At 68.2% G+C, this 24,710-nt stretch carries 30 protein-coding genes, 1 tRNA gene and 1 pseudogene; 19 read left to right on the top strand and 13 right to left on the bottom strand.

Annotated elements, in window-relative coordinates; translation table 11 throughout:
* Positions 1-4: 4 nt before the first annotated feature.
* From NS334_RS06245 to NS334_RS06230, 4 genes are all read left to right on the top strand, one after another.
* Positions 5-610: a riboflavin synthase gene (locus NS334_RS06245; protein WP_058755104.1), complete on the top strand. Its 606-nt coding sequence runs from the start codon at positions 5-7 to the stop codon at positions 608-610.
* Between the two features lie 46 nt (positions 611-656).
* Positions 657-1,769, top strand: coding sequence for a 3,4-dihydroxy-2-butanone-4-phosphate synthase (ribB, locus tag NS334_RS06240; RefSeq protein ID WP_058755103.1), 1,113 nt, complete (start codon positions 657-659; stop codon positions 1,767-1,769).
* Positions 1,769-2,188, top strand: a complete 420-nt coding sequence (gene ribH, locus NS334_RS06235) for a 6,7-dimethyl-8-ribityllumazine synthase (protein WP_058755102.1) — start codon at positions 1,769-1,771, stop codon at positions 2,186-2,188. The genes ribB and ribH overlap by 1 nt, the downstream gene beginning before the upstream one ends.
* Before the next feature lie 115 nt (positions 2,189-2,303).
* Positions 2,304-2,672, top strand: coding sequence for a hypothetical protein (locus tag NS334_RS06230; protein ID WP_058755101.1), 369 nt, complete (start codon positions 2,304-2,306; stop codon positions 2,670-2,672).
* Positions 2,673-2,792: 120 nt separating this feature from the next.
* Here NS334_RS06230 and NS334_RS06225 read toward each other — a convergent pair whose 3' ends face one another.
* Genes NS334_RS06225 through NS334_RS18580 form a run of 3 tightly spaced genes read right to left on the bottom strand, consistent with a single transcriptional unit; the run spans position 2,793 to position 4,684 of the window.
* Complete coding sequence (locus NS334_RS06225; RefSeq protein WP_058755100.1) at positions 2,793-3,587, bottom strand: DUF72 domain-containing protein; 795 nt, start codon at positions 3,585-3,587, stop codon at positions 2,793-2,795.
* The gene (locus NS334_RS06220; RefSeq protein ID WP_058755099.1) at positions 3,584-4,288 is read right to left on the bottom strand and encodes an HPP family protein; all 705 of its coding nucleotides are present in this window, start codon (positions 4,286-4,288) and stop codon (positions 3,584-3,586) included. The genes NS334_RS06225 and NS334_RS06220 overlap by 4 nt, the downstream gene beginning before the upstream one ends.
* 48 nt (positions 4,289-4,336) lie before the next feature.
* Entirely contained in the window at positions 4,337-4,684 is a 348-nt protein-coding gene (locus NS334_RS18580; protein WP_193753018.1) for an I78 family peptidase inhibitor, read from the bottom strand.
* 403 nt (positions 4,685-5,087) lie between these two features.
* On the opposite strand from NS334_RS18580, the pseudogene NS334_RS18805 reads away from it, so the two are divergent.
* Positions 5,088-5,333 (top strand): annotated as a pseudogene (locus NS334_RS18805) (cupin domain-containing protein); the annotation flags it as partial.
* Between the two features lie 178 nt (positions 5,334-5,511).
* Here the strand turns inward: NS334_RS18805 and NS334_RS06205 are convergent.
* The 3 genes from NS334_RS06205 to NS334_RS06200 all read right to left on the bottom strand — a co-directional run bounded on the left by NS334_RS06205 (position 5,512) and on the right by NS334_RS06200 (position 6,584).
* A complete protein-coding gene (locus tag NS334_RS06205) occupies positions 5,512-5,901 on the bottom strand; it encodes a VOC family protein (RefSeq protein WP_058755097.1) in 390 nt (129 codons plus the stop codon).
* Between the two features lie 14 nt (positions 5,902-5,915).
* On the bottom strand, positions 5,916-6,410 hold the full coding sequence (locus NS334_RS18120; protein WP_153002610.1) for a hypothetical protein: 495 nt from the start codon (positions 6,408-6,410) through the stop codon (positions 5,916-5,918).
* A gap of 99 nt (positions 6,411-6,509) precedes the next feature.
* Positions 6,510-6,584: transfer RNA gene (locus NS334_RS06200), tRNA-Gly, on the bottom strand.
* 162 nt (positions 6,585-6,746) lie between these two features.
* Here NS334_RS06200 and NS334_RS06195 point away from each other — a divergent pair.
* From NS334_RS06195 to NS334_RS17620, 7 genes are all read left to right on the top strand, one after another.
* Entirely contained in the window at positions 6,747-7,457 is a 711-nt protein-coding gene (locus NS334_RS06195; RefSeq protein WP_058755096.1) for a response regulator, read from the top strand.
* A gap of 10 nt (positions 7,458-7,467) precedes the next feature.
* Positions 7,468-8,787: an ATP-binding protein gene (locus NS334_RS06190; RefSeq protein ID WP_058755095.1), complete on the top strand. Its 1,320-nt coding sequence runs from the start codon at positions 7,468-7,470 to the stop codon at positions 8,785-8,787.
* A 101-nt stretch (positions 8,788-8,888) separates the two neighbouring features.
* Entirely contained in the window at positions 8,889-10,460 is a 1,572-nt protein-coding gene (locus NS334_RS06185; protein WP_083500282.1) for a SulP family inorganic anion transporter, read from the top strand.
* 161 nt (positions 10,461-10,621) lie between these two features.
* On the top strand, positions 10,622-11,488 hold the full coding sequence (locus NS334_RS06180) for a TorF family putative porin (protein WP_058755094.1): 867 nt from the start codon (positions 10,622-10,624) through the stop codon (positions 11,486-11,488).
* A 90-nt stretch (positions 11,489-11,578) separates the two neighbouring features.
* On the top strand, positions 11,579-12,475 hold the full coding sequence (locus tag NS334_RS06175) for a tetratricopeptide repeat protein (RefSeq protein WP_058755093.1): 897 nt from the start codon (positions 11,579-11,581) through the stop codon (positions 12,473-12,475).
* A complete protein-coding gene (locus tag NS334_RS06170; RefSeq protein WP_058755092.1) occupies positions 12,472-13,095 on the top strand; it encodes an LON peptidase substrate-binding domain-containing protein in 624 nt (207 codons plus the stop codon). Before NS334_RS06175 ends, NS334_RS06170 begins: the two co-directional genes overlap by 4 nt.
* Positions 13,092-13,262: a Trm112 family protein gene (locus tag NS334_RS17620; protein ID WP_083500281.1), complete on the top strand. Its 171-nt coding sequence runs from the start codon at positions 13,092-13,094 to the stop codon at positions 13,260-13,262. Before NS334_RS06170 ends, NS334_RS17620 begins: the two co-directional genes overlap by 4 nt.
* A 67-nt stretch (positions 13,263-13,329) precedes the next feature.
* Here the strand turns inward: NS334_RS17620 and msrA are convergent, their stop codons facing one another.
* The 4 genes from msrA to pabB form a co-directional block, all read right to left on the bottom strand.
* Positions 13,330-13,980 (bottom strand): peptide-methionine (S)-S-oxide reductase MsrA, encoded by a 651-nt coding sequence (msrA, locus tag NS334_RS06165; RefSeq protein WP_058755091.1) that lies wholly within the window; start codon positions 13,978-13,980, stop codon positions 13,330-13,332.
* A gap of 36 nt (positions 13,981-14,016) precedes the next feature.
* Positions 14,017-14,208, bottom strand: coding sequence for a hypothetical protein (locus tag NS334_RS18575; RefSeq protein WP_193753017.1), 192 nt, complete (start codon positions 14,206-14,208; stop codon positions 14,017-14,019).
* A gap of 156 nt (positions 14,209-14,364) precedes the next feature.
* The gene (locus NS334_RS06160) at positions 14,365-15,564 is read right to left on the bottom strand and encodes a pyridoxal phosphate-dependent aminotransferase (RefSeq protein WP_058755090.1); all 1,200 of its coding nucleotides are present in this window, start codon (positions 15,562-15,564) and stop codon (positions 14,365-14,367) included.
* Between the two features lie 48 nt (positions 15,565-15,612).
* Positions 15,613-17,358 (bottom strand): aminodeoxychorismate synthase component I, encoded by a 1,746-nt coding sequence (pabB, locus tag NS334_RS06155; protein ID WP_153002613.1) that lies wholly within the window; start codon positions 17,356-17,358, stop codon positions 15,613-15,615.
* 77 nt (positions 17,359-17,435) lie between these two features.
* Between pabB and NS334_RS06150 the strand changes: the two genes are divergently transcribed.
* The 7 genes from NS334_RS06150 (at position 17,436) to NS334_RS06120 (ending at position 22,051) form a co-directional block, all read left to right on the top strand.
* Positions 17,436-18,095: an MBL fold metallo-hydrolase gene (locus tag NS334_RS06150; RefSeq protein WP_058755088.1), complete on the top strand. Its 660-nt coding sequence runs from the start codon at positions 17,436-17,438 to the stop codon at positions 18,093-18,095.
* A 216-nt stretch (positions 18,096-18,311) separates the two neighbouring features.
* Positions 18,312-18,491, top strand: a complete 180-nt coding sequence (gene rpmF / locus NS334_RS06145) for a 50S ribosomal protein L32 (protein ID WP_028967316.1) — start codon at positions 18,312-18,314, stop codon at positions 18,489-18,491.
* Positions 18,492-18,534: 43 nt separating this feature from the next.
* Positions 18,535-19,569 carry a phosphate acyltransferase PlsX gene (gene plsX / locus NS334_RS06140; protein ID WP_058755087.1) on the top strand — a complete coding sequence of 345 codons (1,035 nt, stop codon included), beginning with the start codon at positions 18,535-18,537 and terminating at the stop codon, positions 19,567-19,569.
* Positions 19,566-20,546: a beta-ketoacyl-ACP synthase III gene (locus NS334_RS06135; RefSeq protein WP_058755086.1), complete on the top strand. Its 981-nt coding sequence runs from the start codon at positions 19,566-19,568 to the stop codon at positions 20,544-20,546. The genes plsX and NS334_RS06135 overlap by 4 nt, the downstream gene beginning before the upstream one ends.
* A gap of 85 nt (positions 20,547-20,631) precedes the next feature.
* Positions 20,632-20,931, top strand: a complete 300-nt coding sequence (locus tag NS334_RS06130) for an integration host factor subunit alpha (protein WP_058755085.1) — start codon at positions 20,632-20,634, stop codon at positions 20,929-20,931.
* A gap of 5 nt (positions 20,932-20,936) precedes the next feature.
* Positions 20,937-21,275 (top strand): MerR family transcriptional regulator, encoded by a 339-nt coding sequence (locus NS334_RS06125; RefSeq protein ID WP_058755084.1) that lies wholly within the window; start codon positions 20,937-20,939, stop codon positions 21,273-21,275.
* A gap of 32 nt (positions 21,276-21,307) precedes the next feature.
* Positions 21,308-22,051 carry a polysaccharide deacetylase family protein gene (locus NS334_RS06120; protein ID WP_058755083.1) on the top strand — a complete coding sequence of 248 codons (744 nt, stop codon included), beginning with the start codon at positions 21,308-21,310 and terminating at the stop codon, positions 22,049-22,051.
* Here NS334_RS06120 and NS334_RS06115 read toward each other — a convergent pair.
* From NS334_RS06115 to NS334_RS06105, 3 genes are read right to left on the bottom strand one after another with little or no spacing between them, the layout of a single operon-like run.
* The gene (locus tag NS334_RS06115) at positions 22,006-23,190 is read right to left on the bottom strand and encodes a glycosyltransferase (RefSeq protein ID WP_058755082.1); all 1,185 of its coding nucleotides are present in this window, start codon (positions 23,188-23,190) and stop codon (positions 22,006-22,008) included. The genes NS334_RS06120 and NS334_RS06115 overlap by 46 nt on opposite strands.
* A gap of 16 nt (positions 23,191-23,206) precedes the next feature.
* A complete protein-coding gene (locus tag NS334_RS06110; RefSeq protein WP_058755081.1) occupies positions 23,207-23,731 on the bottom strand; it encodes a DUF2141 domain-containing protein in 525 nt (174 codons plus the stop codon).
* The gene (locus NS334_RS06105; RefSeq protein WP_193753016.1) at positions 23,713-24,633 is read right to left on the bottom strand and encodes a hypothetical protein; all 921 of its coding nucleotides are present in this window, start codon (positions 24,631-24,633) and stop codon (positions 23,713-23,715) included. The genes NS334_RS06110 and NS334_RS06105 overlap by 19 nt, the downstream gene beginning before the upstream one ends.
* Positions 24,634-24,710 lie beyond the last annotated feature (77 nt).

Raw genomic sequence — 24,710 nt, 5'->3', positions numbered from 1 at the left:
AATCATGTTCACCGGCATCGTCACCGACATCGGCACCATCGACAGCGTGGAGGAACGCGGCGACCGGCGCGTCCATATCGCGACCGGCTATGACACCGCGACCATCGACCTGGGCGCGTCGATCGCCTGTTCGGGCGTCTGCCTGACCGTCGTCGCGACCGAGCCCGGTCGCTTCACCGTCGACGTGTCCGGGGAAACGGTCGCGCGCACCGCCCGCGATCAATGGCAGCCGGGCCGCCGCCTCAACCTCGAACGCGCGATGAAGCTGGGCGACGAACTGGGCGGTCATATCGTCACCGGCCATGTCGATGGCATTGCGACCATCGTGGCGATCGACGCCGATGGCGATTCGCGCCGCATCGCCTTTCGCATCGACCCTGCGCTCGCCCCGTTCCTCGCCCCCAAGGGCTCGGTGACGATCGACGGCGTGTCGCTGACGGTCAATTCGGTCACCGACGCGGCCGATGCGACGGTCTTTACCGTCAATCTGATCCCGCATACCCAGTCCGTCACCACGCTGGGCGCGCTGGAAACCGGGCAGGCGGTCAACGTCGAGATCGACGTGCTGGCCCGCTATCTGCAACGCATGGAGCATTACCGTGGCCGCTAAGCCTGCCGAACTCGCGCCTGGCGGGTCCCATCAAAGTACCACTTTGATGGGTGGCCTGCGCCACGGCTATCTGTCGACGCCCGAAGAGATCATCGACGAGGCACGCAACGGCCGCATGTTCATCCTGGTCGATGACGAAGACCGTGAGAACGAAGGCGATCTGGTCATCCCGGCGCAGATGGCGACGCCCGAGAAGATCAACTTCATGGCCCGCCACGGTCGCGGGCTGATCTGCCTCGCCATGACCAAGGCGCGCGTCACCGACCTCGGGCTCGACCTGATGAGCCGCAACAACGGCACGCGTCACGAAACCGCCTTCACCGTGTCGATCGAGGCGCGGGAGGGCGTGACGACCGGCATCTCCGCCGCCGACCGCGCCTGCACGATCGCCGCCGCGATCGATTCGACCAAGGGGCGCGAGGATATCGTCACGCCCGGGCACGTCTTCCCGCTGGTCGCGCGCGACGGCGGCGTCCTGATCCGCGCCGGACATACCGAGGCGGCGGTCGATGTCTCGCGGCTCGCCGGCCTCAACCCCTCCGGCGTGATCTGCGAGATCATGAACGAGGACGGCACGATGGCGCGCCTCGACGATCTCGTGTCGTTCGCGCAACTCCACAATCTGAAGATCGGCACGATCCGCGACCTGATCGCCTATCGCCGCCGCCACGACCATCTGGTCGAGCTGGTCAGCGAGGCGCCCTTCACCAGCCGCTGGGGCGGCGACTGGACCGTTCGCGCGTATCGCAACACCGCGACCGGCACCGAGCAGATCGCGCTGGTGAAGGGGCGTATCGACCCCGCGCGCCCCACGCTCGTGCGGATGCACGCGCTGTCCCCCTTCGCCGATTTGTTCGGTGAGGAAGGCGAGCGCAGCCGGATGCTCGCCCGCTCGATGGAGATCATCGCCGCCGAGGGCGCGGGCGTCATCGTCGTCATCAACCGCCAGCGCGCCGACGCCTTCACCACCGCGGTCCGCCTGAAGGCGGGGGACACCGCGCCGGTCGATATGGAGGAATTGCGCGACTATGGTGTCGGCGCGATGATCCTCGCCGAACTGGGCGTGCACGACATGGTGCTGCTCACCAACACGCATCACACATTGGTCGGGCTCGACGGTTACGGCCTGTCGATCGTCGGCGAACGGAAGGTGGATTGATGGCCAACGTCCTCATCGTCGAAGCGCGCTTCTACGATCATCTCAACGACATGCTGGTCGCCGGGGCGACGGCGGCGGTCGAGGCGGCGGGGCACCGCGCCGAAGTGCTGACGGTGCCGGGCGCGCTCGAGGTCCCCGGCGCGATCGCGCTGGCGGCGGAGAGCGGCCGCTACGACGCGTTCGTCGCACTCGGCGTCGTGATCCGCGGCGAGACCTATCATTTCGAGATCGTCGCCAACGAAAGCGCGCGCGGGATCATGGCGCTGACGATGGACGGCATCCCCATCGGCAACGGCATCCTGACCACCGAGAACGAGGCGCAGGCGATCGTCCGCGCCGACCCTGCGCAGCTCGACAAGGGCGGCGGCGCGGCGAAGGCGGCGCTGGCGATGCTCGACCTGAAGCAACGGCTGGGCTGAACGACGGCACCGTCGTCATTGCTTCGCTCCGCTCGCAATGACGCAAGGGGCAAAGGTCATGGGTTAAGCCCGGGGCACGTCACCGCCGATTGTCATCCGTGCCGGACATGGCAACATGATGGCGATGCCGCTCCAGTCCGCCACCGATGTCAGCAACAGCGACCTCGCCACGCTGTCGCGCGCGCCCGGCGAGGATATCGCCGCCTTTCTCGATCGGTTCGCGGCGCGGATCGCACGCGCCTATCACGCCGGCGATTTGCCCTATGCGATCGGCGACAGCATCCTCGGCGACCTGCGAGGGTTGCTGGAGGGATTGTGGATGGACGGCATCGCCCACCGCTGGCCGGCGCTGTTCCAGCAGGTGCATGACGCATTCGAAGCCGGCGCCTATCATCGCCGGGCGGACGGGTCGGACGATCCGGTCGCGACCTATACCGATCCGGCGATCGCCGCGATTGTCGCGCGGCTCGACGGCGGGACGTGACGGGACGGCTGTCCTACAACCGCCAACATCCGGCACGATCGCCGGATGCGCCGCGCTCCGCCCGATCCGCGACTGTTGAGAAAACGCGCCAGCGTCTCAACATTCGCAACATTCGCGCGGTCAGCCCAGTCGCTCGATCAGCGCCATCGCCGCATGCGGTGCGCGCACTTTCGCGCCGTTTATCATGAAGATGAACGTATCGCGCGGGTGTCGCGCGGCGGGGTCGGCGACATAGGAGAGCCCGGCGGGGCTTTCGCCCGCCGACCAGCCGCGCGCGATATCGCGCCAGCGATCGAGCGCGTCCGGCGCATATCCGGTCGGCTCCTCCTCGCGCGCATCCTCCAGCCGGGCATAGACGAAGTCGCCCGACACATCGGCCAGCGCGGGATAGTCCGCCGAGTCGCCATGCACGATCGCCACCCCGGCGGCGCGGCACAGGGCGACGAACGCCGGGGTGGCGAAGCTTGCGTGCCGCACCTGAATCGCGTGGCGCAACGGCACCCCCGCTTCGGTGGCCGGCAACAGCGACAGGAACGCCGCCATGTCGTCATGGTCGAACGTTCGCGTGGCGGGCATCTGCCAGAGGATCGGGCCGAGCATGTCGCCCAGCTCGACGATCCCCTGGCCGACGAAGCGCGCGATCGAATCGCCCGCCTCCGCCAGCACCTTGCGCGTCACGCAATAACGCGATGCCTTCAACGCGAAGACGAACCCTTCCGGCGCGGTCGCCCGCCAGCCGGCGAAGGTCGCGGGCTTGAACGAGGAATAGAAGGTGCCGTTCACCTCGATCGCGGTGACGTGGCGGCTGGCATATTCCAGCTCGCGCTTCTGCGGCCATTTCCCGGGATAGAAGCTGCCGCGCCACGGCTCATAGGTCCAGCCGCCGATGCCGACCCGGATCGAGGAAGTGCTCATGACGCGGGAGTGCCGCGTCGCGGCGCGCCTGTCGAGAGCGGCCGGCCGCCGCGCCGCGCCTCGGCATGCGCCTCGGCCCGCGTCAGCAGCGCGTCGAGATCCCCGGGCGCGATGTCGAACGTCTCGTGCAACTCGGCCAGCGCCGCGTCGATATCGGCGGCGTGCAGGCCGGGCGCGACCGGCGGGGCGGGGCGGTGGGGATAGGAATGGCCGGTCATCCGGTGATAGAACATGCCGAGCGAGACGAGCGCGATCGAGTTGATTCCGACCGGCGCGAACGCGAATGCGAAGCCGGCGGCGTGGATGCCGTGGCTGCCGATGACCGCGGTCAGCGCCGCCGCGCCGCCGGGCGGGTGCAGGCAGCGCAGCAGCGACATGGCGAGGATCGCGCCGCCGACCGCCAGCCCGGCGGCCAGCGCGGTCTGCGGCACGATCTGGAACATCGCGACCCCGACCAGCGACGAGACGATGTTGCCGCCGACCACCGGCCATGGCTGCGCCAGCGGACTGGCCGGCACCGCGAAGACCAGCACGGCGGAAGCGCCCAGCGGCGCGACGATGATCGGCAGGTCGGCCCGGGTCAGCGGCAGTTGCGCGCAGACGACGAAGGTCAGCGCGATGCACACCGCCGCGCCCAGGCAGGCGATCAACCGCGTCGGCCAGTGCGCACCGGCGAGCAGGAGCGAGACGAACGGTTTCATGACGCCGCGTCCCTAGCCCGGGACGCGCGCGCCGTCACGCGGCGGACGTCAGCCGCAGGTGACGCGGACGACGTTGCCGTGGCGATCGAGATGGATGTTGCGGCGACCTTCGATGAAGTCCATCGTCACCTGATCGCCGGGCCGGATGATCCGCACCCGGCCCTCGCCGCGCCACGTCCCGGGCACCGGCTTGCCCGGCGTCAGTCCGGCCAGCGTGCAGCCGGGATCTGCCTCGACGGGCTGGACGCGCTCGATCGCGCGGGGCAGCGGCGGCAGGACGGAGGGACGATCGCCTTGCGCCATTCCCGTGGCCATCGCACCCAGCAACCCCATCACGATCATCGCCGCACCTCCATATCGCGCCGGCACCGATACCGGCGTCCGCGACCTCGCCATGCCGTACGCCCCCTGAACGGGAGCTGTTCCCGCCCGGCGGCGGGATCGATAGCGCTTCTGAAGGAAAACGGAAGCGGGCGAGGGAATTCGCACCTTCATCCCCGACCCGGCAACGACACCGGGGCGCTTTCCGATGGTCGCGTGAAGGCGTCCGTTGCCAGGCGCTTCCAGTCCCGCAGCCTGCCGACGTGCTCCTCCGGCTCGATTGTCGTCCATGGCACGCAATCGACCCGCCGTCGGCATGGTCGATGGACGGTCCGGAAGGGGGTGCTCAGGGGAGGGGGCGCTGGCGTCGCGGGTCGCGGCGCCGGCACCACCGTTCACGCTGCCGGCATGACCGTCGAGTATCTCGCGACCAGCGACCGGACCGGCGATGCGATAGGCATCTACCGCAACCCTTGCCCCCGAGGCGCCCGGCGCGGGCCCGCACTATCACGATCGCATGACGGAGACGTTCGAGGTCCATTCCGGCACGCTGGCGATGATGGTGGATGGTGCCCCCGTCGATGCCGGCCCCGGGGACTTCGTCCTGATCCCGCCCGGCGTCGTCCACGCCTTCGCCAATCGCGGTAACGGACCGGCGGTGTTCACGTTCGGCTTCACCCCGGCGCTGGCCCGCGAAAGTTTTTCGAAGGCATGGCGCGGTTGAGCGAGGCCGATCGTCTCGACGATGTCGACGCGATGCTGACGCTGATGGCCGACTATGACCAGGTGCCGGTGGACGGCATCGCGGGATGGACCCGCACGGCCTGAGGGCGCGGCCGGGGTCGTCAGCGTCTCATCTGAGACAGTCCCTTGCGATCAGACATGAATCGCGCGGGCTATGGTCAAACGGGAAGGATGTCGGCCGGATGCTTGGTACGATGCTCGACATACTCGACCAGCATACCGTCGGGATGCCGGACCAGCATGTTGCGGCCGGTCGGCACGTCCTTTGGCGGCTCGACGATGTCGGCCCCTACCAAGGGCAGGTGCTGCGCATAGCCATCGAGATCGTCGACCATGAAGGTCGCGTCGGTCGCGACGAAGGGTGCCAGGCTCTCGGCCGATCCGCCGATGAAGAGGATCGAGGCGACCTGCGCCAGTTTCAGCCGATACGCCGGATAATCGAAGCTCAACCGGCGCGGCTGCCCGATCAGCCGCTCGTAAAAGGCAACCGCTGCCTCGAACGCCTCGAGCGGCAGGCAGCGACGGGTGAGGATGTTGAGGATCTGCATCGGATGCCAACTCCCTATGCACCATCGGCGTAGAGCGACCTGCGCACGCTGTTCGGAGACAGTGCATCGCTGGAAGCGCGTCCACGACTATAGCGGTTACCGTGAGGCGTCGATGCCCTGTGCCGGGGCGTTCCGACGAGCGCGGCCTTCCGGAGCCCAAGACGAGTAAGCTCAGCTTGGACAAAGCGGGGGCGCGGATCGAGCCGTCGAGCATCGCTCCCACCATAGACCCACACCAGTGCCGCGCTCGCGGTCGCGAGACCGCTGCCGGTATCCGCACCAGACAAATGGCCGGCGGCGATCGTTTTGGACAGCCGGGCGACTGTGTCGGATTCAACCGCGGCGCGAATACGCCCAGGGATGGAGCCCATCAGCACGGTATCGATCGCCAGCGAGATCAATATTCGCAGCGGACAGGCGAGGAGCGCCAGTTCCGCCGTGACGCTGTGCCGTCCCGGGCCCGCCTGGAAGTAGATCGGCAGGTTGATCGGCGTCGGGTCGTGGCACACCCGGCCGACGACAATGGCGTCCCCGCTGTCAGGCCAAGCCGGAAAAGCGGAAAACGGCCCCCGGGGACCGCCATTACCGCACGACGATGTATGAAAAACTGGAGCGGGCGAAGGGATTCGAACCCTCGACCCCAACCTTGGCAAGGTTGTGCTCTACCCCTGAGCTACGCCCGCTCTGGCGCCGTGACCGGAAGCGTCGAAGCGCTCCCGCCGGGTGAGGTGCCGCCATTAGCGGCGACATTTCCGACCCGCAAGCCCCATTTCGCGGATCATGTGCTTTTTTCCATGCCCGGTGCGAATTGACCGCGATCAGTAGCGACCCTACGTCCTGCGGGCATGACCGCTCCCACGATCCTGCTTGTCGAGGACGATCCGTCGCTCCGTATGCTCACCGCGCGCGCGCTGCAGGAAAACGGCTTCGCCGTCCGGCCCGCGTCCGCCGCGCCGGAAATGTGGCTCGCGCTCGAGTCCGGGCCGGTCGATCTGGTCCTGCTCGATATCATGTTGCCCGGCACCAGCGGCATCGACCTCTGCCGGTCGCTGCGGCAGAAGAGCGACGTGCCGATCATCTTCATGTCGGCGCGCGCCAGCGAAACCGATCGCGTCGTCGGACTGGAATTGGGCGCTGACGATTATATCGCCAAGCCGTTCGGCACCCGCGAGCTGGTGGCGCGCGTCCGTGCGGTGCTCCGCCGTCCGGCGCTCGATCGTCATGCCGGGGCGGGCGAGCAGGGGATGCTCACCTTCGATGGCTGGACCGTCAACCTGCCGCGCCGCGAGCTGACCTCGCCGACCGGCGCGATCGTCGACCTGACCGGGGCGGAGTTCGATCTGCTGGTGGTGCTCGCCGATCATGCGCAGCGCGTGATCGCGCGCGAGCGGCTGATCGAGCTGAGCCGCACCCGGCTGGGCGACAGTTCGGACCGGTCGATCGACGTGCTGGTCAGTCGCCTGCGTCGCAAGCTGGGCGGGGCGGGCGCGCCCGCGCCGATCGTCACCGTGCGCGGGGTCGGCTATATGCTGAACGCTCCCGTCGAGCGACGCTGAGCGGCGGCGCGTGAGGTTCCTGCGCCGACCGGCGATCGGTCTGCTGGGGCAGGTGCTGGCGATCCTGCTGCTGACGCTGGTGATCGAATTCGGCACCAGCACATTGCTGTACGAACGCGCCAGCCGCTTCGCGGTGCGCGATGACGAGGCGAACCGGCTGGCCGAGCATCTGGTCATCAGCCGCCGGCTGGTCGCCGAACGTCCCCCGGCCGAACGCCCGGCAATGGCCGCCGAACTGACGACCGACCGCTATGCCCTGCAGTGGAGCGAGGCGCTGCCGCCCCCGGCGCCGATCGCCCCGACGCTCGACGAGATGCAGCGGCAGGTGATCGAATGGGAGCCGGCGCTGGCGGCGGCCGACCTGCGGCTGCATATCGGGTCGCCCGGCCGACGGTCGGTGGTGACGGGCGGGCTGCGGCTCGATGACGGCAGCTGGCTGTACTTCCGGACGCGCCAGCCGATCGCCAACCTGAATCTGTCGGTGGAGCGGATCGCGCTGGCGATGATCCCGGCGATCGCGCTGATGCTGCTGGGCGGGCTGTTGCTGCGACGCGTGCTGTTGCCGCTCCGCCGGCTCGCGGTGGGGGCGGATCGCGTCGGGCATGGCGTCGTCGAGCCGGTGGAGGAAGACGGACCGGGCGAGGTGCGGCGCGTGATCGCGGCCTTCAACCGCATGCAAGGTCGGATCCAGGCGCTGATCGCGGGCCGCACCCAGGCGCTGGCGGCGGTCGGCCATGACCTGCGCACGCCGCTGGCGCGCCTGCACCTGCGCACCGAATCGCTGCCGCAGGGCGAGACGCGCGACGCCATCGTCCGTGATGTGGCCGAGATGGAGGCGATGATCACCTCGCTGCTCGCCTTTCTGGGCGGAGAAGCGGATCCGGAAGCGTCGAGCGTCGTCGATGTTGCGGTGATGTGCGCGACGATCGCCGATGACGCGCAGGATCGCGGGCGGGTCGCCAGCTATCGGGGGCCCGACCATTGCGAGTGGCGAGTACGCCGCGTCGGCTTCAAGCGCGCGCTGGTCAATCTGGTCGAAAACGCGCTGCATTACGGGGATGAGGTGACGATCACCCTGTCGGCGGAGGGGGGCGGGCTGGCGATCCGCGTCGAGGACGACGGGCCCGGCATTCCCGACGACGAACTGGACCATGTGCTGGAGCCGTTCGTGCGGCTCGATCCCGCGCGATCCCGCGACACGGTGGGCTTCGGACTGGGGCTGTCGATCGTGCAACTGGCGGTTTCGGCCGAGGGCGGCGTGCTGAAGCTCGCCAATCGCGCGGCGGGCGGCCTTTGCGCCGAGATCGCGCTGCCGCCGGAAACGAAATGACACGCGACGGTCGTTCGACAGCAAGGAGAGCGACGTAAGACCTGATCGGTTACGGTTGGGAGATTCGACGTGGGACGCGAACGTGAAATGGTAGGCGCATAATGGCCAGCGTCGCTCCCGCCCCCGATGCCGCGGCGCCGAGCGCCGTCATCACGCGACCCGGCGTGTCGATTCCTTCGATCCCGCTGCTCGGGCGCGACCTGACCGCATCGATCGTCGTGTTCCTGGTCGCGATGCCGCTCTGCATGGGCATCGCGATCGCCTCGGGCGTTCCGGCGGAAAAGGGACTGATCACCGGCATCATCGGCGGGCTGGTCGTCGGCGCGCTTGCCGGTTCGCCGTTGCAGGTCAGCGGCCCCGCCGCCGGGCTGGCGGTGATCGTCTACGAACTGGTCCGCGACCAGGGCCTGTCCGCACTCGGCCCGATCCTCGTCGTCGCCGGCGCGGTGCAGGTCGCGGCGGGCGTGTTCCGGCTCGGTGGCTGGTTCAAGGCGATTTCCCCGGCGGTCGTCCACGGGATGCTGGCGGGAATCGGCGTGCTGATCGTCGTCGGCCAGTTCCACGTCCTGTTCGATCATCGACCGCTGCCCAGCGGGTTGCAGAATCTGGCCGCGATGCCGGGGCGCGTGCTCGGGCTGTCGTCGGACCTGAAGGTGACCGAGTTCGCTTTCGCGATCGGCCTGTCGACGATCGTGGCGATGATCGCGTGGGAAAAGCTTCGCCCCGCCGCGCTGCGGCTGATGCCGGGCGCGCTGGTCGGCGTGCTGGCGGGGACGGCGGTATCGCTGATCTTCGGGCTGGAGGTCGCGCGGGTGCAGGTGCCCGATTCGATCGTCGCGGCGGTGGCGCCGCCGACCGGCACGGCCTTTGCGCGGTTGCTCGATCCCTCGGTGATCGCAGCGGCGGTGGCGATCGCCTTCATCGCCTCGGCGGAGACGTTGCTGTCGGCGGCGGCGGTTGACAAGATGCACAATGGCGTCCGCACCGACTATAACAAGGAACTGCGCGCACAGGGTGTCGGTAACCTGTTGTGCGGGTTCGCCGGCGCGCTACCGATGACCGGCGTGATCGTGCGCAGTTCCGCCAACGTGCAGGCGGGCGCGGCGACGCGGCTGTCGGCGATCCTTCATGGCGTGTGGATCCTGGGTTTCGTCGCGGCGCTGCCGTTCGTGCTGACGCTGATCCCGATGGCGGCGCTGGGGGCGATCCTGGTCGTCACCGGCTTCCGGCTGGTCAGCGTCAAGCATGCGACGCACCTGTTCCGCGACTATGGCGCGCTGCCGGTGCTGATCTGGGCAGCGACGCTGATCATGGTCGTATCGACGGATCTGCTGACCGGCGTGCTGGTCGGCATCGGGCTGACGATGCTGGAGCTGATCCCGAACCTGCACCGGCTGCGGCTGCGCGTGTACGAAGGGAAGGAAGAGGATACGCATGCGATCACTTTGGACGGCACCGCGACGTTCGTGACGCTGCCGAAGCTGTCCGAGACGCTCGATCGCGTGCCGGCCGGCACCCCGGTCCGGATTGATGCGACGAAGCTGGACGCCGTCGATCATACCAGTGCCGAGATGCTGCGCGACTGGCTTTCACGCCGCCGCGCGGCCGGTCATCCGGTGACGATCACGGGCGCGCGTGGCCGGATCGCCACACTGGATGGAGATCAGCACTGAGCGTCGACACCGGAAATGTTTTGATACGTCATAGACACATTGCTGCAAAGCAGCGTGGATACCTCGGGAGGGTGACCTAGCGGTCGCCCTCCCGTTTTATGTGACGGGAGAGAGCGAAGCGGATCACGAGCAGGAGGAGCCTCTTACCATCAGGAGGTTCCATGAAGTACGCATTCCTTCTTTCCGCCGTCGCCGTGGCGATCAGCGCCGTCCCCGCCGTGGCCCAGGATACCGCCGCGCCGAAGGCTGTTACCGTCTCGGGGTCGGTGGGTCTGGTCAGCGACTATCGCTTTCGCGGCGTTTCGCAGTCGGACGAGAACACCGCCATCCAGGGCGGCTTCACGATCGCCCACGAAAGCGGTGTCTATATCGGCACCTGGGGTTCGAACCTGTCGGGCTGGGGCACGTTCGGCGGCGCGAACATGGAGCTCGATCTGATCGCGGGCTACAAGTTCCCGGTCGCGGGCGGGACGCTCGACGTCGGCGCGACCTGGTACATGTATCCGGGCGGCTACGACAACACCGACTTCATCGAACCATACGTGAAGCTGTCCGGGACGGCCGGGCCCGTCAGCCTGACCGCGGGTGTCGCCTATGCTCCGAAGCAGGAGGCGCTGGGCGCGTGGTCGGCGAACGGTACGGTCGCCGCCAACGTCGATTATGCCAATGGAACCGGCTACAGCAATCCCGGCGCGAAGGGCGACAACCTCTACATCTGGGGTGATGCCGCCGCCGCGATCCCGAACACCGGCCTGACCGCCAAGGCGCATATCGGCGCGTCGAGCGGCAACAAGGGTCTTGGGCCCTTCGCGACCAGCGTCGCGCCGACCGGCAACTACGCGGACTGGCTGCTGGGCGTCGATTATGCCGTGCCTAGCACGCCGCTGACGCTCGGCGTCGCCTATGTCGACACCAACATCACCGATCGCAAGGCGGCCTATCTGCAGCCCAGCTTCAGCCGTGGTCAGGACGGCGTCGGTTCGATCGCGGGGGCGAAGGTGGTCTTCTCGCTGACCGCCGCCTTCTGACGCGGATACGGCGGGGGGTTTGTATCCCCCGCCGCCATCCCACATAAGGGGCCGAGCAATTGCAGGAGCGCCCCTTTGGCCACGTTAGGCATGTCACCGGCAGAGAAGGAAGCCGTCCAGCGCTTCCGCGCGGACGTCGTAGAACCGTCGATGACGAAGCTTGTCATCGTCGATTTCTGGGCGGAATGGTGCGGACCGTGCAAGGCGCTGGGGCCGGTGCTGGACAAGGTGGCGGCGGAATATGCCGACAAGGGCGTGGTGCTGGCCAAGGTCGACACCGACAAGGACCAGTTCATCGCCGCGCAGTTCCAGATCCGCTCGATCCCTACCGTCTATGCGATGTTCCAGGGGCAGCTGGTCGCCGATCTGACCCCGGCGCGTACCGAGGCGCAGCTCAAGCAGATGCTCGACCAGTTGTTGCGGCAACTGCCGATCGAGGGCGAGGCGCAGTCGCAGGAAGCGGAGCTGGAGCCGCTGATCGCGATGGGCGAGCAGGTGCTGGCCGAGGGCGATGCGGCACGCGCACTGTCGATCTTCGACCAGTTGGCGGAGATGGCGCCGGATCATCACGCGGTCGTGTCGGGGCGCATCCGGGCGCTGGTCGCCGCCGGGCAGGTCGACGCGGCGGAGGCGGCGATCGCCGCGCTGCCGGAGGAGGTCGCGAAGCTTCCCGATATCGTCCGTGCGCAATCGGCGCTGGCGCTCGCCCGCTCGGCCCCGGCGGTCGATGACCTCGGCCCGCTGGAGGCGGCGGTGACCGCGAGGCCGGACGACCTTCAGGCGCGCTACGATCTGGCCAACGCCCGCATGGCGGCGGGGCAGCGCGACGCGGCGGCGGACGGCTTCCTGTCGATCGTCGCGACCGAGCGCGACTGGAACGACGGCGCGGCACGGCAGCAATTGCTGAAGCTGTTCGAGGTCGTCGGGCTGGAAGATCCGTGGGTGTCGGCGCAACGCCGGCGGCTGTCGGCCATTCTGTTCGGATGACCGACACCACCAGGCTCTCGATCTTTCCTCTGCCCGGTGCGCTGCTCTTTCCGCAGCTGCACCTGCCGCTGCACATTTTCGAACCGCGATATCGCGCGATGGTGTCGGACGCGATGGCGCGCGACCGCCGGATCGCGATGATCCAGCCGCGTCCGGACGCGCGGCGAGGCGAGGAACCGGCGCTGTTCGATATCGGCTGTGTCGGCAAGATCGCCGAGGTCGAGGCGCTGGACGACGGACGCTACAATCTGATCCTGCAAGGCGTGTCGCTGTTCCGCGTCGCGCGCGAACTGGTGGTGACGACACCGTTTCGGCAGGTCGAGGCGCAGTTGCTGCCGACGCCGCGGGACGAGACGTTGTCGCTGGGCGAGCGTGCCGGGCTGGAGCTGGAGTCGAAGCGCTTCGCCGAGGCGCACGGCTATCAGGTCGATTGGACGGCGGTCGGGCGGCTCGACGACGTGAGCCTGGTCAATGGTATCGCGCAGATCGCACCCTTCGACGTCGCGGCGAAGCAGGCGCTGCTGGAGGCGCCCGATCTCGGGGCGCGTGCCGACCTGCTGGTGCAGCTGATGCAGTTCTTCGGGCGGCATGACGGCGAGGATCGGGTGACGCTGCAATGACCATCGACCCGTGGTTGCTCGAGCGGTTGGTGTGTCCGGCGACGCGCACGCCGCTGCGTTACGATGCCGAGCGGGGGGAGCTGGTGTCGGAGACGGCGCGGGTCGCGTATCCCGTGCGGAACGGCGTGCCGGTACTGCTGGTGGAAGAGGCGCGGCCGATCGATTGAGCCCGGCCGCCTCCGTTGGAAGCGAAATCGGGCGGGTGCGACGTCGGCAATCCTGCCCGAGCGACGCCTAGGACCGGACCGCCAGTTGCGGAAAGGCGGCCTTGAACCCCGCCACCTTCGGCTTGTCCCAGCGCACGATGTACGGATGCGTCGGGTTTCGCCGGAAGAAATCCTGATGGTACGCCTCCGCAGGATAGAAGGCGCCCGTCTCGAGCCGCGTCACGATCGGCTTCGCGAAAGCATGAGACTGACCCAATTGCGCGATATATCCCGCCGCCACGGCACGCTGCGCCGGATTCTGCGGGAAGATCGCCGAGCGATAGCTGGTGCCGCTGTCCGGCCCCTGCCGGTTCAGTTGCGTCGGATCGTGCGCGATCGAGAAGTAGACGCGCAGCAATGTCGCATAGCTCACCACGCGCGGATCATAGGTGATGCGGATCGCCTCGGCATGGCGCGTCGTCTCGCTGCTGACCGCAGCGTAATTGGCATCGCGCGCGCTGCCGCCCGCATATCCGGCCACGACGTTGCGCACGCCCTTCACGTCCTGGAACACCGCCTCCATTCCCCAGAAGCAGCCGCCGGCCAGCACGGCCGTCCGCAGGCCGGGGGTTGGCGGCACGTCGCGTATGGCGATGGGGATCGGAACGGCGCGTTCGGCCTGGGCGGTGCCGCAGGCGGTCAGCAGAAGAGCGGCAGCGGGGGCGAGATAGCGGGTCATCTGCCTGATATAGGTCAGGAAACCGCCACCGCCAGATCAGCGGACCTGATGCGACGGCGCATAGGGGTTGGCGGGCATCTCGGGCTGGGCCGCGTGCAGCGCGACCATGCCGAGCGCGCCGAGCAGGAAACCACCCGCGAACTGCCGGGCGAAGCTGGACTTGATGAAGCGGAACATCGGGCTGCTCTCTCTTTTTCTGGCCGCGAGAACGGCATCGTCGTCTCGCATCGCCGCGCGGCCTTTCCGGTACGGCGATGGGCGCGATCGATGCCATGACGCGCCTGAACGGCGGCTGGGCCGCCCGTTCATCTGGCAGGCATGTAGCGACAGCATTGCTGTCGCACCATGTCGCAGTGCGAAAGCGATCGTTTCGAAAAAGCGACCTTATTTCAGCGCAGCGCACGCCGCCTGGATGCGGTGGCACGCCTCGGTCAGCAGCGCTTCCGACGTGGCGTAGCTGATCCGCATCGCGGGCGAGACGCCGAACGCGACGCCCTGCACCGCCGCGACCTTCGCATCGTCGAGCAGATAGCCGACGAAATCGCTGTCGGTCTCGATCCGCTTGCCGCCCGGCGTCGTCCTGCCGATCACGCCCGATACGTCGGGATAGACATAGAACGCGCCCTCGGGCTTCGGGCAGGTGATGCCCTGCGCGTCGTTGAGCATGTTCACCACCAGGTCGCGGCGCACCTGAAACGCCTGCGCGCGCTCCTTCAGGAACGACTGGTCGCCGGTCAGCGCGGCAGTCGCCGCCGCCTGCGCGATCGAGCAGGGGTTGCTGGTCGACTGCGACTGCAGCTTGGCCATCGCCTTGATGAGCCACGGCGCACCGGCGGCGAAGCCGATCCGCCAGCCGGTCATCGCATAGGCCTTGGAACAGCCGTTGACCGTCAGCGTCCGATCGTAGAGCGACGGACACACCTCGGCGATCGTGGCGAAGCGGAAGTCGTCATAGACGATATGCTCGTACATATCGTCGGCGAAGATCCAGACGTGCGGATGTCGCTCCAGCACCGCGCCCAGCGCCTTCAGTTCGTCGACCGAATAGGCCGCGCCGGTCGGGTTCGACGGCGAGTTCAGGATCAGCCACTTGGTCTTCGGCGTGATCGCCGCCTCGAGCATCGCCGGGGTCAGCTTGTAGCCGACGTCCGCACCGGCCGCGACGATCACCGGGGTCGCGCCCGCGAACTGCACCACGTCCGGATAACTGACCCAATAGGGCGCGGGCACGATCACCTCATCGCCGGCATCAAGCGTGGCGACCAGCGCGTTGAACAGCGTGTGCTTGCCACCGACGTTCACGGTGATCTGCGCGGGGGTATAGTCGAGGTTGTTGTCGCGCCTGAATTTCGCGACGATCGCGTCCTTCAGCTCGGCCGTGCCGTCGACGTTGGTATATTTGGTCTTGCCGGCGCGGATCGCCTCGATCGCGGCCTCCTTGACGAAGTCGGGCGTGTCGAAGTCCGGCTCGCCCGCGCCCAGCCCGATCACATCGACACCGGCCCGCTTCAGCTCCAGCACGCGGCTGGTGATCGCCAGCGTCGGCGACGGATTGATGCGGTCGAGCGCGGCGGAGGTCTGCATGATGGGCGCCTTCTATCGTAAGCGCGCGTGCCTATGCGACGGCGCGCGTCATTGTGCAACCGCGAGGACGGCCGGCATCAACCCGCGCAGCGCATTGCCGACGAACAGGCCGGTGCCGAGATCGCCCGGCGTCAGATCGCCCTCCACCGCGCGGCCATTGTCGAGCAACTCGCCGCGCAGCACGCCGGGCAGCAGCGCGCCGGCGCGGGGCGTGACCAGGATGTTGCCGCGCTGGACGAAGATGTTGGTGAAGCTTCCCTCGGTCACGCGACGGTCGGGGGTGACGAACACCACCTCGTCCGCGCCGCTGGCGGCTCGCGCCGCATCGTAGAAGCGCCGGTCACTGGTCTTGTGGCGTAACCGCCAGTCGCGCTCATCCACCGGTAGCGGCGCGATGGCGACGCGCAGCGGACGCTCGGGGCGCGATGGCGTCGCCGCGACCTCGATCGCGATCGCCCCGTTGCGCGACGCGACCAGCCGCACCCGCGACGGGTGACGCAGGCGGAAGGTCGCGGCCTGCAACTCGTTGCGCGCATCGTGGCGATCGAACGCGAAACCCAGCGCCAGCGCGCTGTCGCGCAGCCGCGCCAGGTGCCGCTCGACCCGCAACAGCCCCTCATCGGGATCGAACGCCATCGTCTCGATCAGGTCGATGGTGCGCAGGTCGTGGCTCAGGAACGCCGCCTTCGCCAGCGCTTCGTCCCATTCCGCGTCGGCTTGCGAATCGGCCACGATGCCGCCGCCGATCCCGACGACCGCCTCCGTCGCGCCATCGTCGATCCGGAGCGTGCGAATCGCGACATTGAACGCCGCCGACCCATCGGGGTCGATGCGGCCGATCGCGCCGGTATAGGCACCGCGCGGGCTGCCCCGTTCGATCGCGGCGATCGCCTGCATGGCGCGGACCTTCGGCGCGCCGGTGATCGAGCCGCAGGGAAACAGGGCACCGATCACGTCCACCGCATCGCGGCCCGGGGCGAGCGTGGCGGTGACGGTGGAGGTGAGCTGATGGACGGTCGGATAGCGCTCGACCGCGAACAGGGCATCGACCGCGACGCTGCCGGGCACCGCGACGCGTGCCAGATCGTTGCGCATCAGGTCGACGATCATCAGGTTCTCGGCGCGCTGCTTCGGATCGGCGGCCAAAGTCCGCGCCGCCTCCGCATCGGCGGCGGGATCGTCGAGCCGGCGCGCGGTGCCTTTCATCGGACGACAGGTCAGCGCCTCGCCGTCGAGCGCGAAGAACAGTTCGGGGGACAGTGACAGGAGCGTCCGCTCTCCGGTGTCGACCACCGCGCTCCACCCGCCACGCGCGGCACGCCGCAGCCGCGCGTAAAGCGCCAGCGGATCGCCCATGAACGGCATCCGGGCCCGAAGCGTCAGGTTGAGCTGGTAGAGGTCGCCGGCCCGGATCAACGCCTGGGTCGCGTCGAACATCGCCTGATAGTCGGCGCGCGACAGTTCCGGCACGGGCGCCCCGGTCCATGCGCCACCGGGATCCGGTAGCCACGCCGCCACGTCGGGGATATCCTCCCAGCCATCGAACAGCCCGAACCAGGCGAGCGGCGCCGTGTCGGTCGCGCCTCGCCCGGCCGCCGGCTCGAAGGCGGTGCCCGCGTCGTAGGACAGGTATCCCGCCGTCGCACCGCGCCAGGCGCGCACGGCGTGCAGTACCTCCGTCACCTCGGCCGGCGTGATCGCGGTCAGGATGCGGTGCGGGCGGGTGTAGAGGCGTGCCCGAGCGTCACCGTGCCGTGCATCGTGGAGCAGGACGAAGGGAGGGACAGGCCGCATCGCCATCCTGATGCCCGTGCCGCGCACGCGCTGCAAGCCGCGTTGCTTACACCCGGCACGCCGTTTAGCAGGGTGACATGACCGACACACCGCTTCGCGCCGCGATCGTACCCGTCACCGCCATCGAGCAGAATTGCACGCTCATCTGGTGCACCGCGACGATGAAGGCGGCGGTCGTCGATCCGGGCGGCGACCTGCCGCGCATCCTGTCGGCGGTCGAACAGGCGGGGGTGACGGTCGAGAAGATCCTGCTGACCCACGGGCATATCGATCACGCCGGCGAGGCGAAGCCGCTGGCCGAGCAGCTGGGCGTGCCGATCGAGGGGCCGCACGACGCCGATCGGTTCTGGCTGGCGCGGCTGGACGAGGACGGACGCAACTGGGGCATACGGGGCGTGCCGTTCGAGCCGGATCGCTGGCTGGTCGACGGCGACACCGTGACGATCGGCGACCTGGTGCTGGATGTCTATCATACGCCCGGCCACACGGCGGGGCACGTGATCTTCCACCACGCCCCGTCGCGATTCGCGCAGGTCGGGGACGTGCTGTTCCAGGGATCGGTCGGGCGAACCGACCTGCCGCAAGGGAATCATCCGCAGCTGATCGAATCGATCGTGACGAAGCTGTGGCCGTTGGGCGACGACACGGCATTCATCCCCGGACACGGCAAGCCCAGCACCTTCGCGCACGAGCGGCAGCATAACATGTTCGTCAGCGATCGCGCCTTGTCCGCCTGAGGCCGCATCCCCTGGCGTCCCGGGGCGTTGGGGCGTGACGGAGGATGTGCGTGACCGGCCCGACTTGCAACGCGAGTGGAAATCGCTATAGGCGCGGTACTTCGCGATGCGAGCCGATGCACGGCTTCCTGCCGCGGCCGGTGTCTGCATCGGCCGTGCGGGGCCATGCACCGGCTCGTCGCTCATATGAACATTTAGACAGATCAAGGTGCCGCGATGGCCGTCCCCAAGCGAAAGACTTCCCCCTCCCGCCGTGGCATGCGCCGCGCGCACGACGCTCTCTCGGTGGAGGCATTCCAGGAGTGCCCGAACTGTGGCGAGCTGAAGCGCCCGCACAACCTCTGCACCGCCTGCGGTCACTACAATGGTCGCGAGGTCATCGCGGTCGACGCCTGATCCGGCATGACGGCGGGCGTAGCATCGGGAGCGTGATCCAGTGATGTCCGACAGGTCCCGGATCGCCGTCGATGCGATGGGCGGCGACGGGGGGCTGGCGGTGATGCTGGCCGGGGTGGCGTGTGCGTGCCGCCAGTACGACGACGTCAATTATCTGCTGGTCGGCGATGAGGCGGCGATTCGCGAGGGGCTCGCGAATCACCCCAATCTCGCGCAGCATTCCGAGATCGTCCACGCGCCCGACGTGATCGGCGGCGACGACAAGCCCAGCCAGGCGATTCGTCGCGCCAAGACGACGTCGATGGGTATCGCGATCGACTGCGTGAAGCAGGGGCGGGCCACCGCCGCCGTGTCCGCCGGAAATACCGGCGCCCTGATGGCGATGGCGAAGCTGTCGCTTCGGACGATGCGCGGCATCGATCGCCCGGCGCTGGCCGCACTGTTGCCAACGCTCGGCGACAACGACTGCGTGATGCTCGACCTCGGTGCCAATACCGAGTGCGATGCGCGCAATCTCGTCCAGTTCGCGGTGATGGGAGCGGCCTATGCGCGTACCACGCTGGAGCTTGATGCGCCGCGTGTCGCGTTGCTGAACATCGGCAGCGAGGACCAGAAGGGCACCGGCGAGATTCGCGACGCCGCGCAGATGCTACGCGCCGCGCCACACCTGCCGATGAAGTTCACCGGCTTCGTCGAGGGCGACCGGCTGTCGCGCGGCGAGCATGACGTGATCGTCTGCGATGGCTTTTCGGGGAACATCGCGCTGAAGACAGCCGAAGGCACGGCGCGCTTCGTCGCCGACCTGCTGAAGCGCGCGTTCCGCAGTTCGGTCCGGTCGAAGGTGGGTTTCCTGATCTCCCGCCCCGCTACCGAGTTGCTGCGGGATCATCTCGATCCCAACAATCACAATGGCGCGGTCTTCCTTGGCCTCAACGGGCTGGTCGTGAAGAGCCACGGCAGCGCGAACGAGCGCGGCGTGGCGACCGCGATCGGCAATGCCGCCAAGATGGTGCGCGCGGACCTGACGCGCCGCATCGTCGAGGATCTGCGCCACTTCGAAGCAAAGGCGGCGGCATGATCCGTGCGGTGCTGACGGGCACGGGGTCGGCATTGCCGGTCCGTCGCGTCTCCAATGCCGAACTGGCCGAACAGGTCGACACGTCCGACGAATGGATCGTCGAGCGTACCGGCATTCGTTTCCGCCACATCGCCGGACCCGACGAAACCACGGCCACGCTGGCGCGTGATGCCGCGTCGGCGGCGATCGCGGCGGCCGGCCTGACGCCGACCGACATCGACCTGATCGTGTTGGCGACCGCGACACCGGACAACACTTTCCCGGCGACCGCCACCAAGGTGCAGGCGATGCTGGGCATCGGCGATTGCGTGGCGTTCGACGTTGCGGCGGTCTGCTCGGGATTTCTCTATGCCGTGCAGGTGGCGGACAGCATGATCCGCGCCGGCGCGCACCGCCGCGCGCTGGTGATCGGCGCGGAGACGTTCAGCCGGCTGCTCGACTGGCAGGATCGCACCACCTGCGTGCTGTTCGGCGACGGGGCGGGGGCGATCGTCCTGGAAGCGCGTGATTCGGCGGAAGACGTCGCCGACCCGGCGGCGCGCGGCATCCTCGCCACGCGGCTCCATGCCGACGGTCGCCATAATGAGTTGCTGTTTGTCGACGGTGGACCGTCCACGACCGGGACGGTCGGCAAGCTGCGGATGAAGGGGCGCGAGGTGTTTCGCCATGCGGTGGTCAATCTGGCGGCGGTCATGGAAGAGGCATTGGCGGCGGCCGGACTGCCTACCGAGGCGGTCGACTGGGTGGTTCCACACCAGGCCAACGCGCGCATTCTGGACGCCACCGCCCGCAAACTTTCCCTGCCTTCTGAGAAGGTTGTGATGACAGTCGATCAGCACGCCAACACCTCCGCCGCGTCGGTGCCACTGGCGCTGGATCAGGCGGTCCGCGATGGCCGGATCCGGCCGGGCCAGATCGTCGTGCTGGAGGCGATGGGCGGCGGTTTCACGTGGGGCGCGGCGGTCCTGCGGGTCTGATCGGGACGAGGCGACCGCATCGACAAGCGGGCGCCGGCGCGATATCGGGCGTTATTGCCAATCTTTCCGGGGGGTAGGTCTTACGATGACGCAGGCTGGTACGTTGACGCGCGCGGATCTGGCAGAATCCCTGCACCGGCAGGTGGGCCTGTCGCGCGCGGATTCCGCACGGTTCGTCGAGCAGATCCTGGACAAGATGTGCGGTGCGCTGGCCGATGGCGAGAACGTGAAGATCTCGGGCTTCGGCACCTTCGTGCTGCGCGACAAGGGCGAGCGGATCGGTCGTAATCCCAAGACCGGCGTGGAAGTGCCGATCGCGCCGCGCCGCGTGCTGACGTTCCGCGCCAGCCAGATGATGCGCGACCGCATCGTCGGCGCGGGCTGAGTGCGTTGGCGTCGGAGAACAAATCCGCCGCCGCGTTTCGCACCATCGGCGAGGTCGCGCAGGTCACCGGCCTCGCCGCGCATATTCTGAGATATTGGGAAAGCCGTTTCCCGCAGCTCCGCCCGATCACGCGCGCGGGCAACCGCCGCTATTATCGGCCCGAGGATGTCGCGCTGGTCCAGCGGATCGACCGGCTGCTGAACCACGAAGGCTATACGATCAAGGGCGTGCAGCAATTGCTGGCCCGCGAGGGTCAGGCGGGAGCGGCGGCGCCGTCGCCATCGCCGGTAGCGGCGCTGCGGGCGGTGCGCGACCTGCTTGCACAGGCGCTGGCCGAGGATTGACGACGGTACGCCGCACGCCACATGCCCGTGACATGAAACGCCTGCTTGCCTCCATCCATGACGTGTCGCCCCGTTTCGAGGGCGAGGTGGACCTCCTGCTCGATCGGCTGGCCCCGCATGTCGGGCAGCGGCTGGCGATGCTGGTGGTCCCGGACCATTGGGGCGGTGCCCCGATCACCCCGGCGTTCGGGGCACGGCTGCGCGGCTGGGCATCGGCAGGCATCGAGATGTTCGTTCACGGCTGGTTCCACCGTGACGACAGCGCGCATCGCGGGCTGGCGGCGGTCAAGGCGCGCCGGATGACGGCGGGAGAGGGCGAATTCCTCGGCCTCGACCATGAGGAGGCGCTGGCGCGGATGCGACGCGGCAAGGCGCTGGTCGAGGATGCGACGGGCCGGGCGGCGGCGGGCTTCATCGCGCCGGCGTGGCTGTATTCCGATGGAGCGCGCGCGGCGCTCGCCGACGCCGGCTTCGCGCTGGCGGAGGATCATGCGCATGTGTGGGCGCCCGGCGGCGCCACGTTGGCGAAGGGCCCGGTCATCACCTGGGCGAGTCGCAGCACGCCGCGCGCGCTCAGCTCGCTGGCGGCCGCGGCGGTGCTGCGTCACACGCTCCACCCGCTGCCGACGGTCCGGATCGCGGTCCATCCCGGCGATGTCACCCGTCCGGAGCTGTTGCGCAGTATCGACCGCACGTTCGCCGCGTTCGCGGCGCGGCGGCGCCCGGCGGCTTACGCCGATCTGCTGGCGGAGCGGCGCGCGTCGATCAGCGCCTGATAATGCGCCACCAGCGCATGGGCATGTTCGCGATCGCTCCACACCTTCCGCGCCGCAACCACGGCCGCGCGGCGCAACAGCGGCTGATCGCGCGATAGCAGTGCCACGATCGCACGGGCGCAGTCATAGCCGTCGCCGCTGCGATACAGCTCCGAAAAGGCTGGCCTGCCGACCGCGGCGGCGCCGCCGCGATCAGGCAGGATCAGCGGCAATCCCGAGGCCAGCGCCTCCGAGGCGACCAGCCCGAACGTCTCGTTGCTGCACCCGTGGATGAAGGCGTCGGCACTGGCCATGATCGATGCAAGCTGGCCGCGATGGAAGATCGGCTGGAACATGCGGACGTGCGGGCTGTCGGCGATATGGCGCTCCAGCGTGCGCGTGTCCGGTCCCAGGCCCAGCAGCATCAGCCCGATCGGCAGCCTAGTGCCCGCTCGCCGCACCGCGTCGATTACCATCGGCCAGCGCTTCTCGGCGTGATGGCGGCCGATCCCGATCAGCAGGTGCGCGTCCTCCGGCAGCCCGCATTGCGCCAGCATCGCGGCACGCAACGACGGGCTGCGCAGTTCGGGGGAGAAATGCTCGCGCTCGATCCCCAGCGTCATCGTCGCATCGACGCGCAACCCGCGCGCGGTCAGTTGCTGGGTCAGCAGCGGGCCGTTGGTGACCACGGTGTCGAAGCGTTCCAGGCATCGCGCCATGTGGCGGTCGTACCAGCCGAACGCGCGCTCGATCGTCGACTCGGAGGCGATGCGCCCGAACCAGCGCTTGGGATAGGCCTCCATATTGTCGTTGTGCATGAACCACGAGCGAAGGGCCGAACCGCGCCAGCCGGCGACGATCGCCGCCGATCGCCACGGTGCGACATTCTCGACCACGTCGGGCTGATAATGATCGAGGAGCGCATGGATCGGTGCGGCGTCCCAGAACATTCCGTAATTCGAATCGAACGGAATGCCGGGGGACTTCACATAGTGGATTCGCGCGCCGCCCGGGCGTTCGTCCACCCGGTCCTCGCGCCCCGGCGCGATCACGATCTGCTGGTGGCCCAGCTCCGACAGGATCGCCATCTTGCGATCCAGGTACGAACGAACGCCCCCACCGGTCGGCGAGTAGAATTCGTTGACGTCGACGATGCGCATGATGCGTGCCTCCTCGTCAGCGCATGAAGCCGAAGCCGCCCAGCCCGCGCAGATATTGCGCGCGGATCACGGTGCGGGTCACGCCCGGGCCGACATCGATCAGCGCGTCGGCCAGCTTCGGGCGGGCACGACCAATACGGTGATTGCTCGGGAAGCCCGCGCCATCGCTCCAGAAATTGAACTTGCGCTTTCCGTCGCGGTCATGGCCGAAGAAGAGTGCGTAGCGGCCGGGGCGGGGCGCGCGGATGCAGATCGTCGCATCGCCACCAGCGGGCGGGTTGACGGTGATCCGGCGGAAGAACTTGCCCGCCTTCGCCAGATCGTCGTCGCCGGCCAGGAAATCCTCCTCGGTGGCGGGATACAGCTCCAGCTTCAGCGTGCCGCGGCGATCCTTCAGCCCGGTGACGGTGGCCAGGATCGCCGGTCCCTGACCGGCGGTGCAGGCCGCGGCGTCGCTGCCGAGCACCTGCGCGGAGGCGGGCACCGCGCCCAGCAGCGCCACCGCGACCGCCAGCCCTAGTCTTACGCCGTTCTGCGCCATTCCCGCGCCCTTTCCATCACATAGACGGCCCCGAAGAGCAGCAGCAGCAGCCCGTGCATCAGCAAGGTTGACGCTGCGGTGAACGCCATCAGATCCGATAACGCCCGATCATGCCCGATGACCAGGAACGCGAAATTGGCGAAAAGCAGGTCTTTGTTGGGCAGGAACGGCAGCCGCGACACCAATTGCCGTCCGGCGACCAGGAACAGCCACATGCCGACCGACACGCTCGGCATCGCCCAGGCCCAGGCCAGGGCAATCGCGATACATGTCACCGCGATGCGCAGCAGGTCGATCCAGAATACCATCCAGAGCTGGCCGCGCGGCAGCGAAAAGACCCGTCGCGAAAAGATCAGCACACCCAGCGACACCGCCAGCGCGAAGGTCAGCGACCATATCATGCCGCGCACCACGTCGGGTGCGATCAGCTGGTAGCCCAGCGGCAGCGCAACCGCGCCCAGCAGGAAAGCGGTCAGATTGCCGGTGATGCCCGAGACGATGCTGACATCCTTTACCGCCCCGAACGGGGCGGCGACCATCTCAAGCCGCGCTCGCGCCCAGGCGTAGAAATAGGCGTCGCCGGTGTAGCCGACGAGGATGTCGTTCGCGATCCGCTTGCGAATGAGCGCCGGAAACGCGCTGGGCGGCACGTTCCAGAGTCGGCGAAAGATCGCGTAGTCGCACAACGGCAGGGCGAAATAGGAGATGATGAAGAACAGGTAGAAGCCGGGCGAGGTCGGCACGGCGCGGCGCAATCCCGCAAGCCCATGCCCGAGTAATTCCTGCGCGACCCCGATCAGCATCGCAACGGTGATGATCGTGGCCAGCAGCGCCGGCCAGCGCCGCCGCAATGTCTGCACCGGTTGCAGCGCGAACAGCGGCGCTGCCTCGGCGGCGGACATCGGGGAGGAGGACCGGGGTGGCTCTTCGACGCGCAATCGCTTCATCCTGCGTCCCGCTCGCGCACGGGTGGCGCGCT

The sequence above is a fragment of the Sphingomonas endophytica genome (assembly GCF_001476895.1).
Classification (GTDB): Bacteria; Pseudomonadota; Alphaproteobacteria; order Sphingomonadales; family Sphingomonadaceae; genus Sphingomonas; species Sphingomonas endophytica_A.
This window is presented reverse-complemented; position numbering and strand designations above follow the sequence as displayed.

Bases quoted from the DNA above. Each gene is read 5' to 3' on its own strand.
- NS334_RS06205 (WP_058755097.1), bottom strand. From the start codon at position 5,901: ATGCAGATCCTCAACATCCTCACCCGTCGCTGCCTGCCGCTCGAGGCG.
- pabB (WP_153002613.1), bottom strand. From the start codon at position 17,358: ATGCGGCCTGTCCCTCCCTTCGTCCTGCTCCACGATGCACGGCACGGT.
- NS334_RS06225 (WP_058755100.1), bottom strand. From the start codon at position 3,587: ATGAGCACTTCCTCGATCCGGGTCGGCATCGGCGGCTGGACCTATGAG.
- NS334_RS06195 (WP_058755096.1), top strand. From the start codon at position 6,747: ATGACCGCTCCCACGATCCTGCTTGTCGAGGACGATCCGTCGCTCCGT.
- NS334_RS06135 (WP_058755086.1), top strand. From the start codon at position 19,566: ATGATCCGTGCGGTGCTGACGGGCACGGGGTCGGCATTGCCGGTCCGT.
- ribB (WP_058755103.1), top strand. From the start codon at position 657: ATGGGTGGCCTGCGCCACGGCTATCTGTCGACGCCCGAAGAGATCATC.
- NS334_RS18575 (WP_193753017.1), bottom strand. From the start codon at position 14,208: ATGCGAGACGACGATGCCGTTCTCGCGGCCAGAAAAAGAGAGAGCAGC.
- ribH (WP_058755102.1), top strand. From the start codon at position 1,769: ATGGCCAACGTCCTCATCGTCGAAGCGCGCTTCTACGATCATCTCAAC.
- NS334_RS06175 (WP_058755093.1), top strand. From the start codon at position 11,579: ATGTCACCGGCAGAGAAGGAAGCCGTCCAGCGCTTCCGCGCGGACGTC.
- NS334_RS18580 (WP_193753018.1), bottom strand. From the start codon at position 4,684: ATGGCGAGGTCGCGGACGCCGGTATCGGTGCCGGCGCGATATGGAGGT.
- NS334_RS06105 (WP_193753016.1), bottom strand. From the start codon at position 24,633: ATGTCCGCCGCCGAGGCAGCGCCGCTGTTCGCGCTGCAACCGGTGCAG.
- NS334_RS06120 (WP_058755083.1), top strand. From the start codon at position 21,308: ATGAAACGCCTGCTTGCCTCCATCCATGACGTGTCGCCCCGTTTCGAG.
- NS334_RS06130 (WP_058755085.1), top strand. From the start codon at position 20,632: ATGACGCAGGCTGGTACGTTGACGCGCGCGGATCTGGCAGAATCCCTG.
- rpmF (WP_028967316.1), top strand. From the start codon at position 18,312: ATGGCCGTCCCCAAGCGAAAGACTTCCCCCTCCCGCCGTGGCATGCGC.
- NS334_RS06245 (WP_058755104.1), top strand. From the start codon at position 5: ATGTTCACCGGCATCGTCACCGACATCGGCACCATCGACAGCGTGGAG.
- NS334_RS06115 (WP_058755082.1), bottom strand. From the start codon at position 23,190: ATGCGCATCGTCGACGTCAACGAATTCTACTCGCCGACCGGTGGGGGC.
- NS334_RS06230 (WP_058755101.1), top strand. From the start codon at position 2,304: ATGATGGCGATGCCGCTCCAGTCCGCCACCGATGTCAGCAACAGCGAC.
- NS334_RS17620 (WP_083500281.1), top strand. From the start codon at position 13,092: ATGACCATCGACCCGTGGTTGCTCGAGCGGTTGGTGTGTCCGGCGACG.
- NS334_RS06220 (WP_058755099.1), bottom strand. From the start codon at position 4,288: ATGAAACCGTTCGTCTCGCTCCTGCTCGCCGGTGCGCACTGGCCGACG.
- NS334_RS06160 (WP_058755090.1), bottom strand. From the start codon at position 15,564: ATGCAGACCTCCGCCGCGCTCGACCGCATCAATCCGTCGCCGACGCTG.
- NS334_RS06110 (WP_058755081.1), bottom strand. From the start codon at position 23,731: ATGGCGCAGAACGGCGTAAGACTAGGGCTGGCGGTCGCGGTGGCGCTG.
- NS334_RS06150 (WP_058755088.1), top strand. From the start codon at position 17,436: ATGACCGACACACCGCTTCGCGCCGCGATCGTACCCGTCACCGCCATC.
- NS334_RS06180 (WP_058755094.1), top strand. From the start codon at position 10,622: ATGAAGTACGCATTCCTTCTTTCCGCCGTCGCCGTGGCGATCAGCGCC.
- msrA (WP_058755091.1), bottom strand. From the start codon at position 13,980: ATGACCCGCTATCTCGCCCCCGCTGCCGCTCTTCTGCTGACCGCCTGC.
- NS334_RS06185 (WP_083500282.1), top strand. From the start codon at position 8,889: ATGGCCAGCGTCGCTCCCGCCCCCGATGCCGCGGCGCCGAGCGCCGTC.
- NS334_RS06170 (WP_058755092.1), top strand. From the start codon at position 12,472: ATGACCGACACCACCAGGCTCTCGATCTTTCCTCTGCCCGGTGCGCTG.
- plsX (WP_058755087.1), top strand. From the start codon at position 18,535: ATGTCCGACAGGTCCCGGATCGCCGTCGATGCGATGGGCGGCGACGGG.